General features: G+C 62.8%; 11 protein-coding genes. 6 read left to right on the top strand and 5 right to left on the bottom strand.

Translation table 11 applies throughout. The features are described 5' to 3' along the window. Positions 1 to 24: 24 nt before the first annotated feature. From mdtD to putA, 5 genes are all read right to left on the bottom strand, one after another. A complete protein-coding gene (gene mdtD, locus ABVN19_RS20495; protein ID WP_028945622.1) occupies positions 25 to 1,452 on the bottom strand; it encodes a multidrug transporter subunit MdtD in 1,428 nt (475 codons plus the stop codon). Positions 1,453 to 1,524: 72 nt separating this feature from the next. Further along, a complete protein-coding gene (locus tag ABVN19_RS20490; protein ID WP_028945623.1) occupies positions 1,525 to 2,856 on the bottom strand; it encodes a TldD/PmbA family protein in 1,332 nt (443 codons plus the stop codon). Next, a complete protein-coding gene (locus tag ABVN19_RS20485) occupies positions 2,856 to 4,298 on the bottom strand; it encodes a TldD/PmbA family protein (RefSeq protein WP_105642350.1) in 1,443 nt (480 codons plus the stop codon). The genes ABVN19_RS20490 and ABVN19_RS20485 overlap by 1 nt, the downstream gene beginning before the upstream one ends. A gap of 31 nt (positions 4,299 to 4,329) precedes the next feature. Beyond that, a complete protein-coding gene (locus ABVN19_RS20480; RefSeq protein ID WP_028945625.1) occupies positions 4,330 to 6,132 on the bottom strand; it encodes an acyl-CoA dehydrogenase in 1,803 nt (600 codons plus the stop codon). 171 nt (positions 6,133 to 6,303) lie between these two features. Continuing rightward, entirely contained in the window at positions 6,304 to 10,257 is a 3,954-nt protein-coding gene (putA, locus tag ABVN19_RS20475; RefSeq protein WP_105642349.1) for a trifunctional transcriptional regulator/proline dehydrogenase/L-glutamate gamma-semialdehyde dehydrogenase, read from the bottom strand. Between the two features lie 353 nt (positions 10,258 to 10,610). Between putA and putP the strand changes: the two genes are divergently transcribed. The 6 genes from putP (at position 10,611) to ABVN19_RS20445 (ending at position 18,381) form a co-directional block, all read left to right on the top strand. Next, positions 10,611 to 12,095 (top strand): sodium/proline symporter PutP, encoded by a 1,485-nt coding sequence (gene putP / locus ABVN19_RS20470; protein WP_028945627.1) that lies wholly within the window; start codon positions 10,611 to 10,613, stop codon positions 12,093 to 12,095. Between the two features lie 125 nt (positions 12,096 to 12,220). Beyond that, the gene (rlmJ, locus tag ABVN19_RS20465) at positions 12,221 to 13,057 is read left to right on the top strand and encodes a 23S rRNA (adenine(2030)-N(6))-methyltransferase RlmJ (RefSeq protein WP_028945628.1); all 837 of its coding nucleotides are present in this window, start codon (positions 12,221 to 12,223) and stop codon (positions 13,055 to 13,057) included. A 159-nt stretch (positions 13,058 to 13,216) separates the two neighbouring features. Continuing rightward, complete coding sequence (locus tag ABVN19_RS20460; RefSeq protein ID WP_028945629.1) at positions 13,217 to 14,974, top strand: carbamoyltransferase; 1,758 nt, start codon at positions 13,217 to 13,219, stop codon at positions 14,972 to 14,974. Beyond that, complete coding sequence (locus ABVN19_RS20455) at positions 14,958 to 16,088, top strand: glycosyltransferase (protein WP_028945630.1); 1,131 nt, start codon at positions 14,958 to 14,960, stop codon at positions 16,086 to 16,088. Before ABVN19_RS20460 ends, ABVN19_RS20455 begins: the two co-directional genes overlap by 17 nt. Beyond that, positions 16,088 to 16,984 carry an antimicrobial resistance protein Mig-14 gene (locus tag ABVN19_RS20450; protein ID WP_105642348.1) on the top strand — a complete coding sequence of 299 codons (897 nt, stop codon included), beginning with the start codon at positions 16,088 to 16,090 and terminating at the stop codon, positions 16,982 to 16,984. The genes ABVN19_RS20455 and ABVN19_RS20450 overlap by 1 nt, the downstream gene beginning before the upstream one ends. Then, positions 16,981 to 18,381: a PIG-L family deacetylase gene (locus ABVN19_RS20445; protein WP_028945632.1), complete on the top strand. Its 1,401-nt coding sequence runs from the start codon at positions 16,981 to 16,983 to the stop codon at positions 18,379 to 18,381. Before ABVN19_RS20450 ends, ABVN19_RS20445 begins: the two co-directional genes overlap by 4 nt. The last annotated feature ends 8 nt before the right edge of the window (positions 18,382 to 18,389 follow it).

The following is an 18,389-nucleotide window of genomic DNA, read 5'->3' as shown; positions in this document are numbered from 1 at the left end:
GTACCAGCCTCATGGCCTTTCGCCCTAAGGCTCGATCTCCGGTTCCGGACGAGGGGCACGCCTTCCGTCCGCCTTGGACAGTTGCATGAAGATTGCTGCTGCCAGCATGGCCATCAGGCCGATGGTCAGGAAAGTGAGCTGGAAAGCGCCCAGTGTGCTGTCTACGCCCTCGGCACTGCCCGCGGCGCTGAAGCCTCCCAGCAGTGCGCCGGCGCAGGCGACACCCAGGCTCAGAGACAACTGCGCCACCACCGACAGCAGGCTGTTGCCGCTGCTGGCGCTGGCATCGTCCAGGTCGATCAGGGTGACGGTGTTCATCGCCGTGAACTGCATGGAGTTGACCGCACCGAGCAAGCCCAACTGGAACAGCAGCAGCCCATAGGGCGTCTGCTCATCCACCAGGCCCAGGCTGGCCAGCAGCAGGCCGAGGAGCAGGGTATTGCCGGTGAGGATGGTTCGGTAGCCAAAGCGCTCGATCAGCGGGCGGGCGATGGATTTGGCCAGCATGGCCGCCGCCGCCAGGGGGATCATGCTCATCCCGGCCTGGGCCGGCGAATAGCCCAGGGCCACCTGCAGCAGCAATGGCACCAGGAATGGCAGGGCACCACTGCCCAGGCGGGCGAACAGGTTGCCCAGGATGCCGACGGAGAAGGTCCGGGTGCGAAACAGCCGGGGCGAGAACAGCGGGTTGTCGATGCTGCCTGCGCGCAGCCAGTAGGCTGCCAGGCACGCCATGCCGGCAAACAGCAGCAGCATTACCCGCAGGTGCGGCAAGTGCAGTTCGCCCAGGCCCTCCATGGCGATCGTGATCAACACCATGGCCGCGCCGAACAGCACGAAACCGACGCCGTCGAAGCGCGTGCGCTCACTGCCGCGCAGGTCGGGGATGAAACGCCACACGGCATAGCAGCCTATGGCGCCGACCGGCAGATTGAGCAGGAAGATCCAATGCCAGCTGAGAATCTCCACCAACCAGCCGCCCATGGTCGGGCCCAGCAAAGGACCGAGAAGGCCGGGAATGGTGATGAAGCTCATGATCCGCACCAGCTCCGAACGGGGGTAGGCGCGCAGCACCACCAGGCGCCCGACCGGCAGCATCAAGGCGCCGCCCAGGCCTTGGACTACCCGCGCCGCCACCAGCATGCTCAGGGTTTCAGACAGGGCGCACAGCAGCGAGCCGAGGCTGAACAGCAGGATCGCACCGAAAAAGATCCGCTTGGTGCCGAAACGGTCGGCAATCCAGCCCGAGGCGGGGATTAGCAAGGCCACGGTGAGCATGTAGGCAATGATTACCGACTGCATGCGCAGCGGGTCTTCAGCCAAGTCCCTGGCCATGGCCGGCAGGGCGGTGTTGAGGATGGTGCCGTCCAGGGACTGCATGAAGAAGGCGATGGCTACCACCCACGGAATCCAGCGAGCGGTGACGGGGTCGAGCGGGACACGGCTGGGCATGGCTGATCCTTCAGGACTGTAGCGCGGGTCAAGACCACTCCTGCGCTCGGAGCGGGCTTGACCCGCGATCTATTACAACGTCAATGTCAGGCGCTTGACCACGGCCCCCGGCAAATGGCTCGAACTGGTCTGGCGCTGGCCATAGGTACTGGTCGACAGAATCAGCTCCCGCTCCTGGGTCAGCGCCTCAAGTTGCGAACCCAACAAACTGTAGACGCTGTCGTCGAAGCGCATGGTGCTGACCGGCGCCTGGATCTGGCCGTTCTCGACCCAGAAGGTGGCAAAGCGGGTCAGCCCGGTCATGCGGGCGGCCGGCAGGTCGGAGAAGTTCAGGTACCAGAGGTTGCTGATGTACAAGCCGGTGCCCAGGCGCGCGAGGATGTCGCGCTGGTTCAGCTCGCCACCTGCCAGGCTCAGGGCGCAAGGGGACTCATGGCTGTCGGCACCGTTGGCGGCCAGCTCGAACTCGGCGGCGCTGCGGGCGCAGATCAACCGGTCAAGGCCACGGCCCTGCTCTATCAGGCGCAAGTCGCTGCGTGGTGTCCCTTCATCGGAGAAACTCGGGCTCAGCGAACCGCTGACCTGTTCTGCGATGCTGACCATCGGGCTCAGGCGCGCGTCGCCATCGTACAGGCGCTGCAGCGGGCTGTTCTTGGTGGCCAGCGAATGGGAGGAGAAGCCCCCCCAGCACAGCATGCTCATGATTTCGTCCATGGCGGCTGGCGCCAGGTAAGCGCGGTACTCGCCCGGTGCCAGGGTCTTCAGCGGGCGCCCCATGTATTCCAATTGCTCCCGTGCCTGGCGCAGGCGCAGTGAAAAGGCCTCGCTGTCCCACTGCTGGCCGGCGTAGTTGGCCTTGACCGCCTGGCCGTTGCGGTGGAACAGGCTCCAGTCGAAGTTGAAACTGTTGGCCTGGTGCCAGCCGAAGGCCCCGAACGAGCTGGCAAAACCCCGGCAGATCGGTCCAGCGGCATAGATGCCGACCAGATCGAGTTCCCCGGCACCGTGTTCGATCTGCGCCAGTACCTGGGCAATGTCGGGCAGTGCCTGGCCCTGCACGCTATGGCTTTGCCAGGCGCTGGCGTTGAGTTGCAGGTAGGGGTCGGCTTCGAGCAACGGCAATGTCTGGCGCAACTGTTCGATCGCCTGGGCCAGGCGCTGCTGGTCAACGTCGGGGTCGTTGCCCAGGGTGAACTGCAGCTCGCCCTGGCGGCCGTCCTTAATCAGTTTCAGCACGCAACTGGCTTGCTGGACTTCGCCAGCCTGGCGCACTTTGGCATGGTTGAAGCGAATGAACCGGGACTGCTCGGCGCTGTAGCTGAGGGTAAAGTGTTCCGGCGCGCACACTTGCTCTTGCAGGCTCGCCAACAGGCGCTGAAAGCTGTGCAGTGGGGTGGCAGCCATCAGGCGTCTCCTCCGAATACGTCGATCTGGCTGAACACACAGGCGGGTGATGCATGTCCCACCCGCACCACCTGATTGGGTTCGCCCTTGCCGCAGTTGGGTGTTCCCAGAACCTGGAAGGTACTGGCGTCGCCCACGGCGCTGAGATTGCCCCAGAACTGAGCGGAGATCCCCCGGTAGTTCGGGTTCTTGACCACGCCCTTGAGCTCACCGTTCTCGATCAACTGGCCCCATTCGCAGCCGAACTGGAACTTGTTGCGGGAATCATCAATGGACCAGGAGCGGTTGGTGCGCATCAGGATGCCGCGCTCGATGCCACCGACCAGTTGCGCCAGGCTCTGGTCACCCGGCTCGATGTTGAGGTTGGCCATGCGGTCGATCGGCGCGCGGTTCCAGCCGCAGGCACGACTGTTGGCAACGCCGTCCATGCCCGAGCGGAACTGCGACAGCGCGCCACCCAGCGGACGTAGCAGCAAGCCGTCGCGGATCAGGAACTGTTTGTCGGCCGCGGTGCCATCGTCGTCATGGCTGTAGCTGGCCAGCTCTTCGCCGATGGTCGGGTCAAAGGTCACGTTGAGCAATTTCGAGCCGTACTGCAAGGTGCCGAAGTCGCTGGTCTTGACGAAGCTGGTGCCCGCGTAATTGCGCTCGTCACCCAGGATGCGGTCCATTTCCAACGGGTGGCCGATGGACTCGTGGATCTGCAGCATCATCTGGTCGGGCATCAGCAGCAGGTCGCGCACGCCGCTCGGGGTATTGGGCGCGAGCAGCAATTGCAGGGCCTGGTCGGCAACCTTGGCTCCGGCACCCAGCAGGCCGCAACGCTCGATCACATCCATGCCGCCTTGTTGGCCGAAATTCTCCCGACCAAGGCTGCGGCTCTGGCTGTCCTGGCCGTCGAAGGCCGTGGCGCCGAAACCTGGGTAGATGAAGCGCTGGGCCTGACGCTGTTCGGCGCCGGCGGTATTGAGGTAGATCTGCTCGACGGTGCTGATGCCCAGGCTTGCTTGCCAGTTCACCAGGCGGATATCGGCGGGCACACTGGCCGATTCGCGGGCCAGCAAGGCGAAGCAGTCCGCCAGCGAGGCCACGGGTTGTTCAAGGTTGGGGGAGCAGTAGTCGGTGCGCCCGCTGGCGACCGGTTGCTCGCGCAGGTCGAGCAGGGCGCAGCTGGCAATCTGCCGGGCGAGCGCCTCGGCCTGTTCCAGGGCACGTTGCAGGCCTGATTGCGACAGGTCGGCGGTGGCCGCATAGGTTTCGACGCCGTTGACCCGGACCGTCAGCATCGCGCCTTCGTCACGGCTGAAGAATGGCGGTTCGGCAACGTTTTTGCGCACCGACAGGTGCTGCTGGGACTGTTGCACGTGCCGCAAGGAAAAGAATTCGGCAGTGCTGCGCAGAGCGGCGAAGCGCTGGCGCAGCAAAGCGGTCAACTCGAACATGAAGAACCTCCGTGGGTACGGTGGCTCCCCCTCAGAACCACTCGTCGTGCATGCCCTGGCACGTATCGTCGCGAGCTTCGAGCAATGCCAGCTCATTATGGCAGCCCGGCACTTCCCAGGTCAGGAAATAACGAGCGGCCTGCAATTTGCCCTTGTAGAAGTCGCGGTCGGCCGGTTCACCTCGTTCCAGGCCCTGCTCGGCGCGAATCGCTTGTTCCAGCCAGCGCCAACCGATCACGCAGTGACCGAAGGCCTTCAGGTACAGCGCCGAGTTGGCCAGGGCGCTGTTCACCTGGCCTTGAGCCAGATCGCCAAGCAGGCCCAGGGTGACGCTCTGCAGGCGAACCTGCAGTTGCTCAAGGGGCGTGCGCAGGTGATCAAGGCGGGGATACCCTCGCGCTCGTTCGCAGGTGCCGGCAATCAAGCGCACCAATTGCTTGAGGCCGGCACCGCCGTTTTGCGCCAGCTTGCGTCCGAGCAGGTCCAGTGACTGAATGCCATGAGTGCCCTCATGAATGGGGTTCAGGCGGTTGTCGCGGTAATACTGCTCGACCGGGTATTCGCGGGTATAGCCGTGGCCGCCGAGAATCTGGATCGCCAGTTCGTTGGCCTTGAGGCAGAACTCCGATGGCCAGGACTTGACGATCGGGGTCAGCAGGTCGAGCAGCTCGTGGGCTTGCTGGCGTTGGTTCTCGGTTTCGCCGCTCTGGGTGTCATCGAACAGCCGCGCCGCATACAGGCCAAGATCGAAAGCGCCTTCGACATAGGCCTTCTGGGTCAGCAACATGCGTTTCACATCGCTGTGACTGATGATCGGCACGGCGGCGGTAGCTGGGTCCTTGTTGTCCAGAGGGCGGCCCTGGGGGCGTTGGCGGGCGTAGTCCAGCGAGTACAGGTAGCCAGCATAGCCAAGCATGACTGCGCCCATGCCCACGCCGATGCGTGCCTCGTTCATCATCTGGAACATGCATGCCAGGCCCTGGTGCGGCTTGCCCACCAGGTAGCCCACGCATTGGCCATTGTCGCCGAAGTTCAGTGCCGTGGAGGTGGTGCCGCGCCAGCCCATCTTGTGGAACAGCCCGGCCAGCAGCACATCGTTGCGGGGTCCTAGGCTGCCATCGGCATTGACCAGGAATTTGGGCACGATGAACAGCGAAATGCCCTTCACCCCCGGCGGCGCATCCGGCAGTTTGGCCAGGACCATATGCACGATGTTTTCCGACAGCGGGTGGTCGCCCCCGGAGATGAAAATCTTGTTGCCGCGCAGCCGGTAGCTGCCGTCGTCGGAAGGTTCAGCGCGGGTGCGGATATCGGCCAGGGAGGAGCCCGCGTGTGGCTCGGTGAGGGCCATGGTGCCGAAGTAGCGCCCCTCGATCATCGGCTGCAGGAACAGGCGCTTTTGCTCATCGCTGCCAAAGCTCTCGATCAGGTTGGCCGCTCCCATGGTCAGGAACGGGTAGGCCGTGGTTCCGGCGTTGGCAGCCTGAAAATGGGCAAAGCAGGCCTGTGAAAGCAAGGTTGGCAGTTGCATACCGCCGGCCTCGAAGTCGCGGCTGGCATTGAGGAAGCCCGCTTCGAGGAACGCATCGACTGCTGGCTTGACCTCGGGAATCAGCACCGCCACGCCATTTTCATAGCGCGGCTCGTTCTCGTCGCCCTTGCGGTTGTGCGGGGCGAAGTATTTTTCGGCAATGGTGCGCGCCGTGCCCAACGCGGCATCGAAGGTTTCGCGGTTGTGCTCGGCAAAGCGCGGGCGAAGGGTGAGGGCCTCGGCATCCAGCACTTCGTAGAGTTCGAAGGCCAGGTTGCGGGCGCTGAGCAAGGTCTCGGACATGGCGGCATTCCTGAACGGGGATGGGCCGAGTCTAGGCAGGTGCGCACACGATGCACAGGGAAATAGGTGGGGGTGATGGTGGGTTAGAAGGTAAAGCATCGCGGGGCAAGCTCGCTCCTACAGATTGCCCGTAGGAGCGGGCTTGCCCCGCGATGGAGACGACGCGAACGATCAGCCGATGGTCATCAGGCTCGCGTTACCGCCGGCAGCGGCAGTGTTGACGCTCAGCGCACGCTCGATCACCAGACGCTCCAGGGCAATCGAGGTTTCACCCGACGACAGGCCATGCACGCCTACGATGGCGCCGGCACGCTTGGCCACCTGTTCGCACACGGCGCGCAGCTGGTCGGAGTGGCCGTGATGCAGGACCGCGTCGAAGACGACGTCGTCCTTGGTCCAGTCGCCCACCAGCTTGATGCGTGCCTGGACATCCTTCGGCAGTCGGTTGCGCAGGGTCTTGGTCAGCTCACCCTCCGGCCACACAGCCGAGCTGCCCACGGCCAGGACGGCAGCCAGTTGGGTCAGCAGGTCGGCTTCGACCTCGGCCAGGCACAGTACGTGCTCGCGCGGCAGGATGGTGTAGCTGTTGCGCTCGCCAGTCGGGCCGGCCAGCAGACGGCTGATACCGCTCTGCGATTGCTGGGCAAACTGGTCGCACAGACTGCCCAGGTCGGTCAGCTGGTTGCTGGTGGCCCAGGTCTTGAGTGCTTGCAGTGGCTTGGACATTGCGTCGCGCAGGCGAGTGTCCGGGGTGTTTTCACCGTCGGTACGCTTGAACGACTGCTCGATGGCATCGGCCGGGCGGGTCGACAGCAGGCGGTACAGGTAAAGCGGGCCACCGGCTTTCGGGCCGGTGCCGGACAGGCCCTCGCCACCGAAAGGCTGCACACCCACCACGGCACCGACGATGTTGCGGTTGACGTAGACGTTACCGGCGTTGACGTTGTCGATGACCTTGGCGATGGTTTCGTCGATCCGGGTGTGTACACCCAGGGTCAGGCCGTAACCGGAGGCGTTGATCTGCTCGATCAACTGGTCGAGGTTCTTGCGGTTGTAGCGCACCACGTGCAGGACCGGGCCGAAGATCTCGCGCTGCAGCTCATCGAAACTGTCCAGCTCGATCAGTGTCGGCATCACGAAGGTGCCGCGCTTGATTTCCTCGCCATCGGCGATAGCCACCTGGTACACGGTGCGGCCTTTGTCGCGCATGCCCTGGATGTGCTTCTCGATGCCAGCCTTGGCTTCGGCGTCGATCACCGGGCCAATGTCGACGGCCAGGCGCTCAGGATTGCCCAATCGGCTTTCGGCCATGGCGCCCTTGAGCATTTCGATCACGCGGTCGGCGGAGTCTTCCTGCAGGCACAGCACACGCAGTGCCGAGCAACGCTGGCCGGCGCTGTCGAAGGCCGAGGAGACCACGTCGATGACCACTTGCTCGGTAAGGGCCGAGGAGTCGACGATCATCGCGTTCTGGCCACCGGTCTCGGCGATCAGCGGAATCGGACGACCCTGGGCATCCAGGCGGCCGGCGATGTTGCGCTGAAGCAGGCGAGCCACTTCGGTGGAGCCGGTGAACATCACGCCTTTGACGCGCTCGTCGCCGACCAGACGGGCACCGACGGTTTCGCCGCGCCCTGGCAGCAGTTGCACCACGCCCTCGGGAATGCCGGCTTCGAGCAGCAGGCGCACGGCCTGGGCCGCTACCAGCGGGGTTTGTTCGGCAGGCTTGGCCAGTACCGGGTTGCCTGCGGCCAATGCAGCAGCCACTTGGCCGCTGAAGATGGCCAGCGGGAAGTTCCACGGGCTGATGCAGACCACCGGGCCCAATGGGCGGTGGGCGTCGTTGCTGAAATCGTTGCGCGCCTGCACGGCGTAGTAGCGCAGGAAGTCGACGGCTTCACGGACTTCGGCGATGGCGTTGGCGAAGGTCTTGCCGGCTTCGCGGGCCAGCAGGCCCATCAGCGGCTGGATCTCTGCTTCCATCAGGTCGGCAGCGCGTTCCAGGATGGCCGCGCGCTCGGCGGGCGGGGTGGCCTGCCAGATCGGTGCAGCATTGAGTGCGCATTGGATGGCGTTGTCGACGTCGGCAACCGTCGCTTCTTGTACGTGACCGACCACATCGCGATGGTCGGACGGGTTCAGTACCGGTGCCGCCGCTTCGTCGCTGGCGTCGCAACCGAGCATCGGTGCGGCTTTCCAGTTGTTGTGGGCGGTGGCCAGCAAGGCGCAAGACAGCGACGCCAGGCGGTGTTCGTTGGCCATGTCGATACCGGCGGAGTTGGCGCGCTCGGTACCGTACAGGTCACGCGGCAGCGGAATGCGCGGGTGCGGCAGGCCGAAGCTGCCTTCCTGGGTTGCCATGCGCTCGATGGTCGCAACCGGGTCGGCGACCAGTTCCTGGATCGAGATCGACTGGTCGGCAATGCGGTTGACGAACGAGGTGTTGGCGCCATTTTCCAGCAGGCGGCGAACCAGGTAGGCCAGCAGCGTTTCATGGGTGCCGACGGGCGCGTACACGCGGCACGGACGGTTCAGCTTACCGTCGGCAACCTTGCCGACCACTTGCTCGTACAGCGGCTCGCCCATGCCATGCAGGCACTGGAACTCATACTGGCCCGGGTAGTAGTTCTGCCCGGCGATATGGTAGATGGCCGACAGGGTGTGGGCGTTGTGGGTGGCGAACTGCGGGTAGATGACTTCCGGTACCGACAACAGCTTGCGGGCGCAGGCAATGTAGGACACGTCGGTGTACACCTTGCGGGTGTAGACCGGATAGCCTTCCAGGCCTTCGACCTGGGCGCGCTTGATCTCGCTGTCCCAGTAGGCGCCTTTCACCAGGCGGATCATCAGGCGATGACGGCTGCGGCGTGCCAGGTCGATCACGTAGTCGATCACATATGGGCAACGCTTCTGGTAGGCCTGGATCACGAAGCCGATACCGTTCCAGCCGGTCAGCTGCGGTTCAAAGCACAGGCGCTCGAGCAGGTCCAGCGACAGCTCCAGGCGATCGGCTTCTTCGGCATCGATGTTCAGGCCGATGTCATATTGCTTGGCCAGCAGGGTCAGCGACAGCAGACGCGGGTACAGCTCTTCCATCACGCGCTCGTACTGGGCGCGGCTGTAGCGTGGGTGCAGGGCCGACAGCTTGATCGAGATGCCCGGGCCTTCATAGATGCCACGGCCGTGCGAGGCTTTGCCGATCGAGTGGATCGCCTGCTCGTAGGACGCCAGGTATTTCTGCGCATCGTGCTCGGTCAGGGCTGCTTCGCCGAGCATGTCGTAGGAGTAGCGGAAGCCCTTGGCTTCGAACTTGCTGGCATTGGCCAGGGCTTCGGCGATGGTCTCGCCGGTGACGAACTGCTCGCCCATCAGGCGCATGGCCATGTCGACGCCCTTGCGGATCATCGGCTCGCCGCTCTTGCCGATGATGCGGCTGAGCGAAGAGGTAAGGCCGGATTCGTTGTGGGTCGAGACCAGCTTGCCGGTCAGCAGCAGGCCCCAGGTCGCGGCGTTGACGAACAGCGACGGGCTGTTGCCCAGGTGCGGCTGCCAGTTGCCGGTGCTGATCTTGTCGCGGATCAGGGCGTCACGGGTGCCTTTGTCGGGGATACGCAGCAGGGCTTCAGCCAGGCACATCAGTGCCACGCCTTCCTGGGACGACAGGGAGAATTCCTGCAGCAGACCCTGGACGATACCGGCACGGCCACCGGCGCTTTTCTGGTTGCGCAGCTTTTCAGCAATGCCGGCAGCCAGCTTGTTGGTGGCCTCGGCCATGTCAGCCGGCAGGCGTGCCTGCTCCAGGAGCATCGGCACAACTTCCGGTTCCGGACGACGGTAGGCTGCGGTGATGGCCGAGCGCAGGACCGATTGCGGCAGGATGCTTTCGGCGAACTCGAGGAAGCACTGGTGGGCATGATCGCCCGGGACTTCACCGGCTTCGTCGCCGTTGCTGCTGGCCTGACCGTTGAGTTCGGTCAGCGTGGCGCCACCCTCGAGCTTTTCCAGGTAGTTGAAGATTGCCTGTTTAATCAACCAATGCGGCGTGCGGTCGATGGACTGCGCAGCTGCTTTGAGTCGCTCACGGGTCGGGTCGTCGAGTTTGACCCCAAGGGTGGTCGTCGCCATTTCTTATCCTCATTATTGCCACGATGCTGTGGCTAAAGCTGCGCCAAGATTAGCCGTGCGCGATTTTGGGTGCAACCTAGTGCAACCCAAAATGTGTAGGAAAAAAGTGCAACTCGTCAGATGGGTAAAACCACACAGCGAAAATGGCTGTTTCTGGTGCGTTTTGCTTATGAAAATGGCCTTTTTTGCTTCAAAAAGGAGCAAGAATGGGTTTTAGTCTGAAATTTCCGACGAGGTGCAACTTGAATTAAAAAATTGGTTGCACCTACTTTGCGTTGTTGCATAGCATTCACGGCCTGGGTGCAACCTCTTCGAGGCTGTCACTACATAAAAACAAACGCCAGGGCGCAACAATGAGTGTAAGCAATCCAACCTTGATCACGTTCGTGATCTATATCGCGGCAATGGTGCTGATCGGCCTGATGGCCTATCGCTCCACCAACAACCTCTCCGACTACATTCTTGGTGGCCGCAGTCTCGGCAGCGTCGTGACCGCGCTTTCGGCCGGTGCCTCGGACATGAGCGGCTGGCTGTTGATGGGCCTGCCGGGCGCCATCTACATGTCGGGTCTGTCGGAGAGCTGGATCGCCATCGGCCTGATCGTCGGTGCCTACCTGAACTGGCTGTTCGTTGCCGGCCGTCTGCGTGTGCAGACTGAGCACAACGGCGATGCCCTGACGCTGCCGGACTACTTCTCCAGCCGTTTCGAAGACAATAGCGGGCTGCTGCGGATCATCTCTGCCGTAGTGATCCTGGTGTTCTTCACCATCTATTGCGCCTCTGGCATTGTTGCCGGTGCCCGCTTGTTCGAAAGCACCTTCGGCATGTCCTACGAGACTGCGCTGTGGGCCGGTGCCGCCGCAACCATCGCCTACACCTTCATTGGTGGCTTCCTGGCCGTGAGCTGGACCGATACCGTCCAGGCTACGCTGATGATCTTTGCCCTGATCCTGACGCCGATCATCGTGCTGATCGCCACGGGTGGTGTCGACACCACCTTCGCGGCCATCGAGCTCAAGGATGCCTCGAACTTCGACATGCTCAAAGGCACCACCTTCATCGGCATCATTTCGCTGATGGGCTGGGGTCTGGGCTACTTCGGTCAGCCGCACATCCTGGCGCGCTTCATGGCTGCCGATTCGGTCAAGTCGATCGCCAAAGCCCGTCGCATTTCCATGACCTGGATGATCCTCTGCCTGGTCGGTACCTGCGCAGTGGGCTTCTTCGGTATCGCCTACTTCTCCGCGCACCCTGACGTTGCAGGCCCTGTGGCCGAGAACCCTGAGCGTGTGTTCATCGAGCTGGCCAAGCTCCTCTTCAACCCATGGATTGCCGGTGTGCTGCTGTCTGCCATCCTGGCCGCCGTGATGAGTACCCTGAGCTGCCAGCTGCTGGTGTGCTCCAGTGCCCTGACCGAAGACTTCTACAAGGCGTTCCTGCGCAAGGGTGCCTCGCAGATGGAGCTGGTCTGGGTCGGTCGTGCCATGGTGCTGCTGGTTGCTGTGGTCGCCATCCTGATCGCCTCCAATCCGGAGAACCGCGTACTGGGTCTGGTCAGCTACGCCTGGGCCGGCTTCGGTGCTGCCTTCGGTCCGGTTGTACTGATCTCGGTACTGTGGAAAGGCATGACCCGTAACGGTGCCCTGGCCGGTATCCTGGTCGGTGCCATCACCGTGGTGGTGTGGAAGCACTTCTCCATCTGGGGGCTGTACGAAATCATCCCTGGCTTCATCCTGGGTGCCCTGGCGATCTACTTCGTCAGCAAGGCCGGTAGTCCGTCGGCTGCCATGGTTTCGCGCTTCGAAGCTGCAGACAAGGCGTTCAAGGTCGGTCATTGATCGGCACTTGACCCCTTGTAGACAACGGCCCGGCCTCGAAAGAGTCCGGGCCGTTGTCGTTTCGGCCGGCGCTCCTGACGCCGGCTGAATCACAAGGTAAACTGCGCGGTCTTGCAGGAGTTGCCATGAACTATCGTCACGCCTTCCACGCCGGCAACCACGCCGACGTCTTCAAACACCTTGTCTTGACCCGCCTTATTGCGCTTATGGAGCGCAAGGAGCAGCCGTTCGCCTACCTTGATACCCACGCCGGCCTCGGCCTGTATGACCTGCAGGGCGACCAGGCGACGCGCACCGGCGAGTGGGTTGAAGGGATCGGGCGGCTTTGGGGGCGGGATGACCTGCCGGAAGTGACCGCCGACTACCTGCGCATCCTGCGCAAGATGAATCCCGATGGCGAGCTGCGCTACTACCCGGGTTCGCCTGAGCTGGCCCGGCGCCTGGCCCGTCAGCAGGATCGCGTGCTGCTCAACGAGAAGCACCCGGAAGACGGGCGCATGCTCAAGGACAACATGAAGAAGGATCCGCGCGTCGCCGTGCATCTGGGTGAAGGCTGGCATGTGCCACGCGCCTTGCTGCCGGTGCAGGAAAAGCGAGCGGTGATGTTGATTGATCCGCCGTTCGAGCAGGCCGATGAGCTCAAGCGCTGCACTCAGGCGATGAAAGAGACCATTGGCCGCATGCGCCAGACGGTCGCGGCAATCTGGTACCCGATCAAGGATCAGCGCCAGTTGGTGCGTTTCTACCAGGACCTGACCAGTACCGGCGCGCCGAAGCTGCTGCGCGTCGAGCTGTACGTGCATCCGCAGGACAGCCCGCAGGGCCTGAACGGCTCGGGCCTGGCCATTGCCAATCCGCCGTGGGGGCTTGAAGAAGAACTGCGCGCGTTGTTGCCCTGGCTTTCCCAGGTGCTGGCGCAGACCCAGGGCAGTTGGCGGATGGACTGGCTGATCGCTGAATAACTGCTGCAGGAGGGGGCTTGACCCGCGATGCGGTGTAACTGACTGCATGCAATCGCTGGGCAAGCCCGCGCCTAAGCTTTGCGTTATAATCCCGCTCTTTCGTTGCCGCTCGCCCCACGGGGCCAGGGCGCATTTTTACAGATTGAAGAGGCTAGACCCTTGGCATTGACGATTCTTGGCCTGTCCGGCGCCCTTAGCCATGATCCTTCCGCGGCCCTGTACATCGACGGCAAGCTGATTGCCGCCGCTGAAGAAGAGCGCTTCGTGCGCGACAAACATGCAAAGAACCGCATGCCCTACGAATCGGCGAAGTTCTGCCTGGAGCAGGCCGGCATCAAGCCTTCCGACGTTGACGTGGTGGCGATCCCATTCGCCCCGATCAGCCTGTTCGGCAAGGCCCGCTGGCACTACGCCAAGCGTTATTGGTACGCCCCGGATCGCGCCCTTGATGCGATCCTGATGGGCAACCGTCGCTACAAGCGCTACCGCAAGAAGATCGTCTGGTGCCTGGAGCAACTGGGCTTCGACCCCAAGAAGGTCAAGATCGAGCCGGTCGAGCACCACCTGGCTCACGCCTCCAGTGCCTACCACTGCTCGGGCTTCAAGGAAAAAACCGCGATCCTCGGTATCGACGGTAAAGGCGAGTACGCCACTACCTTCTTTGGCTATGGCGAAAACGGCAAGATCCATAAGATCAAGGAATTCTTCGATCCGGACTCCCTCGGTGGCCTGTACGGCGCGATCACCGAATTCCTCGGCTTCGAGATGCTCGATGGCGAGTTCAAGGTCATGGGCATGGCGCCTTATGGCGATGCCAGCAAGTACGATTTCTCGCGCCTGGCCTCTTTCGAGAACGGTGAGCTGGTGATCAACACCGACTACGCCAACGTCATCGGCCTGCGTCGCTACAAAGAGAAGGGCAAGGGCTTCTACTTCTCGCCAAAACTCATCGAGTGGCTGGGTCCAAAGCGCGAAGGCGACATCGCCGACGAGCCGTATATCCATTACGCCGCCAGCATGCAGGCGCTGTTCGAGAAGATCGCCCTGCAGATGATCGACCACTACCTGGGCGACATCCTCAAGGAAACCGGCAAGCTGGCCTTCGCCGGCGGTTGCGCGCTGAACGTCAAGCTCAACCAGAAGATCATTGCCCGTCCTGACCTCAAGGAACTGTTCGTGCAGCCGGCCTCCGGCGACGCCGGTACCGCGGTCGGTGCTGCGGCCTATGTGTCCCACGCCCGTGGCGTGCCGGTCGAGAAGATGGAGCACGTCTACCTCGGCCCTGCGTACTCCAACGAAGACGTGATCGCAGCCTGCGCCCGTCACCCGAGCCAGCCGAAATGGCGCAAGCTCGAGAACATGCCGGAGCAGATCGCCAAGATCATGGTCGACGGTAACCCGGTTGCCTGGTTCCAGGGGCGTATGGAGTTCGGTCCCCGTGCCCTGGGCGGTCGTTCGATCATCGGTTGCCCAAGCGTTGCTGGCGTCGCCGACCGCATCAACCACCAGATCAAGTTCCGCGAGCGCTGGAGGCCTTTCTGCCCGTCGATGCTCGACACCGTCGCCCCGCAGATGATCAAGATCGATCACCCGGCGCCGTTCATGACCTTCACCTTCGAAGTGGCGGAAGAATGGAAGACCCGCGTGCCGGAAGTCGTCCATGAAGACGGCACCTCGCGGGCCCAGGTGCTCAAGCGCGAGTACAACCCGCGCTACTACGACATGATGAAGGCGCTGGAAAACCTGACCGGCAACGGCGTGTCGCTCAACACATCGCTCAACCGTCGCGGCGAGCCGATGATCTGCTCGCCGACCGACGCCCTGAACATGTTCTTCGGCTCGGACCTGCAGTACCTGATCATGGAAGACATCCTGGTAGTCAAGGACGGCGCGAACACTTATGACGTCCAGGGCTGAAAAGCGCGTCCTGCAGTTCTGCCACGGCTATGACGGTCCGTTCCTGGACTGCGCGCGTCAGTACGCCAGCTTGTTCAGCGGCAGCGGTTACAAGGTCACCACGGTGTTCCTGACCGGTGCTGCCGACCCTGAGGTGGCGGCCGGCTGCGCGTCTGACGAAGTGCTGTTCCTTGAGTTCAGCTCCAAGGCCATTCGTGGTCTCAAGCTGGGGGCGATCCGGGCATTGCGCCGGATCGTCGCCACGCGCAACTTCAGTTTCTGCATCGCCCACCGCTTCAAACCTATCTACATCGCCTTGCTCGGCAGCCGTCTGCCGGTCATCGGCGTGCACCATGCATTTGGTGATTACCAGCGCAGCAGCCGGCAATTGTTTGCCAACCTGTTCCGCCAGCGTTTGAGCCTGCTCGGGGTGTCTGATGCGGTGCGCGACGATATGCGCAAGTGCCTGGTCAAGTGGCCTGCCGAGCGTATTCAAACCCTTTACAACCGTATCGACATCCAGGCGCTGCAAGCGATTCAAGTGCCGGTTGACGAGGCCCGTCAGGCTCTTGGGCTGGACCGGCAGGCGTGGATTGTCGGTAACGTCGGTCGCCTGCACCCGGACAAGGACCAGGCCACCCTGCTGCGCGGTTTTGCCCTGGCACTGCCTGGCCTGCCAGCCGGTGCGCGCTTGGCCATTCTGGGCAAGGGGCGCCTGGAGCAGTCGCTCAAGGCTTTGGCGGCCGAACTGGGTATCGCCGGGCAGGTGGATTTTCTTGGTCAGGTACCTGACGCTCGCTGCTACTTCAAGGCGTTCGATGCTTTTGCCCTGAGTTCGGATCACGAGCCGTTCGGCATGGTGCTGCTCGAAGCCATGGTCGCCGGTGTACCGGTGCTGGCCACGGCGTGTGGCGGTGCTCTGGAAGTAGTCGAAGGGATCGGTATTCTGTTCCCGCTTGGCGATGCCGAGCGCCTGGGTCAGGGCCTTCAGCACTTGGCCGTGCTGGACGAGGGTCAGCGCCAGGAGTGTGCCGAACGCATGCTGCAGCGTTTGCATGAGCGTTTTTCCGATAGCGCCGTGCGCGATACTTTCTGGCAACTGCCGCACGTTCGCGCGCTGACTGCGGAGGCTTGATGCTTAATCATATTCAAGGCTGGCGCGAACGCGGCTGGTCCGTGATCGATGCTGCTACTTACGCTCAGGCCTGGCAGCGTTTTGGTGGCAGCGTCGCCACCCACCCCCTGGTGATTGAACAGCTGGCGGAACTGGCGCAGATTCCGGTGCGCTACCTGGGCTGGGAACACAATGGAGAGATCAAGGCAGCGATCCCGACCTGGGGGCGCTACCTTGCCCTGTCCAAGGACGTGCTCAAGCGCCAAGGCAAGAAGGGCCTGTACGACCTGGGCAATGCCGAGCTGATCCTGCCGGCGGCTGCCGATGCACAGGCACCGCTGCGCCACGCCGGGCGTTATTTGTCCGAGCTCAATCAGGGACGTTTTGCCAATCTCAAGCCCCAGGCCGAGCAACTGGCTATGGCGCGTACGCCGGAAGACCTGTCGAAGAAATTTCGCTACAACCAGCGCCGCGAACTGAGGCTGCTGGAAGAAGCGGGTGGCCAGGTACGGCCGGTCACCGACTTCAGCAGCACCGAGCTGGCGGCGATCTATTGCGATCTGTTCAAGCGTCGCTGGGATTTTCCAGCAACGGGTGCCGAACGCATGGCCGATGTCATCGAACGCCTGCGGGCGCTGCTGATCGGCTCGGTACTGTTTCTCGACGACGCGCCGATTGCCATTCAACTGGTATACCGCGTCGAGGCGCCGGCGTGGATCAGCGTCGAGTACATCAACGGTGGCGTAGACCCGCACACCAAGGCCTTCAGCCCTGGCAGCGTATTGAGCTTTCTCAATACCCAGGCGGCCTGGGAAGATGCCCGGGCACGCAACAAGCCGCTGCGTTTCTCGTTCGGTCGCGCCGATCGTGAATACAAGGATCGTTGGTGCAACCCCGTGCCGGTGTTTCAGGTGTGAGCCGCAAACAGCAGCTGCTCAAGCAGCACCGGCGTAACAAGCGGCTGGGGCTGCTGGTCGGCCTGGTGCTGCTCGTCGCGCTGGGTGTTTTTGTCCAGTGGTGGTTGCCGCTGCTGCTGTTGCCATTGCTGTGGGTCGCCCACGAGGCCTGGTTTGCCGACCACCTGTTCTACTCGCCTGGCGAAGATTATCAATACGCCTTCCCTGCCGACTGCGTCGCCCAGCCGGTTGAGCTGGTTGACGGTGCTGTACGTCTGCAGTCGCCCCTGGATCTTGCCGGGGATGCAACCCTGGTGTTGCAACTGCGACTGAAGTGCCGTTGGATTGGGCGTTTTCTGGATCCCGCCGTGGTGCTGGGTAATGAAGATTGCCAGACCTTCGAACGTGGCGTCGCCGGGGTGCGTTACCTCAACCTCACAGGCTTGGCCGGTTCGTTGAGCGCCGGCCAATTGCGTTTGCGCGGTCGGCACTGTCGCTTGCCGACTGAAGCGACGCTTTGGCTTGTTCCCACTCAAGACTTGCGCCAGAAGCGGGTCATGGTCATTGCTCCGCATGCCGACGATGCCGAACTTGCGGCCTACGGCTTGTACAGCCAGGCGCAGGAAGCCTGGGTGGTAACGTTGACGGCCGGTGAAATCGAAGCCGAACACTATCAACAGATGGGCCTGGACAAGGCTGAGGCAGCTCGTCTGAAGGGGCGGTTGCGTGCCTGGGACAGTATTGCCGTTCCACGTTGGGCGGGTGTTCCCGAGGCGCGCTGTGTGCAGCTGGGCTATTTCTGCCTGCAGTTGCCGGCAATGCAGGCGTCCCCTGACCAACCGGTTGCCTCGCGCGAAGCCGAGCTTGCCGATACCCGCCTATTCCGCCAGTTCAATCCGATGACATTGCCGGGTGATCAGGACGGTGAGCCGACCTGGAACAACTTGCTCGCGGACTTGCGCGCGTTGTTGCTGCAGGCGCGTCCGCAGGTGTTGGTGATGCCGCACCCGACGCTCGACCCCCACCCAGACCACATCTGCGCCCAGGCGGCAGTGCTTGAAGCCTTGCATGGCCTGGTGTGGCAGCCAGAGATCGTGCTGGGTTACGCCAATCATCTGCACGATAACGACCGCTGGCCCATGGGTGAAAGTGGCACAGGCGTGACTTTGCCGCCACGGCTGGAAGGTGGAGAAAGCTGGGCGCCCTACAGCATGTTGTTGGACCTGCCCACTCAGCGTGACAAGGCCATGGCGCTTGGCATGATGCATGACCTGCAACCGCCGTCTCCGTTCAAGCGTCGACTACGCCGCCTGCTTCAGCGCTGGCTGGCAGGGCGACGTCCTTCGCCCTACGGCGAGAACGAGTTTTTCCGCAAGGCTGTACGTCGACATGAATTGTTCTGGCGCCGTGATCTCTGATCGCGGTG

This window comes from Pseudomonas vranovensis, from assembly GCF_040438935.1.
Taxonomy (GTDB): domain Bacteria; phylum Pseudomonadota; class Gammaproteobacteria; order Pseudomonadales; family Pseudomonadaceae; genus Aquipseudomonas; species Aquipseudomonas vranovensis.
This window is presented reverse-complemented; position numbering and strand designations above follow the sequence as displayed.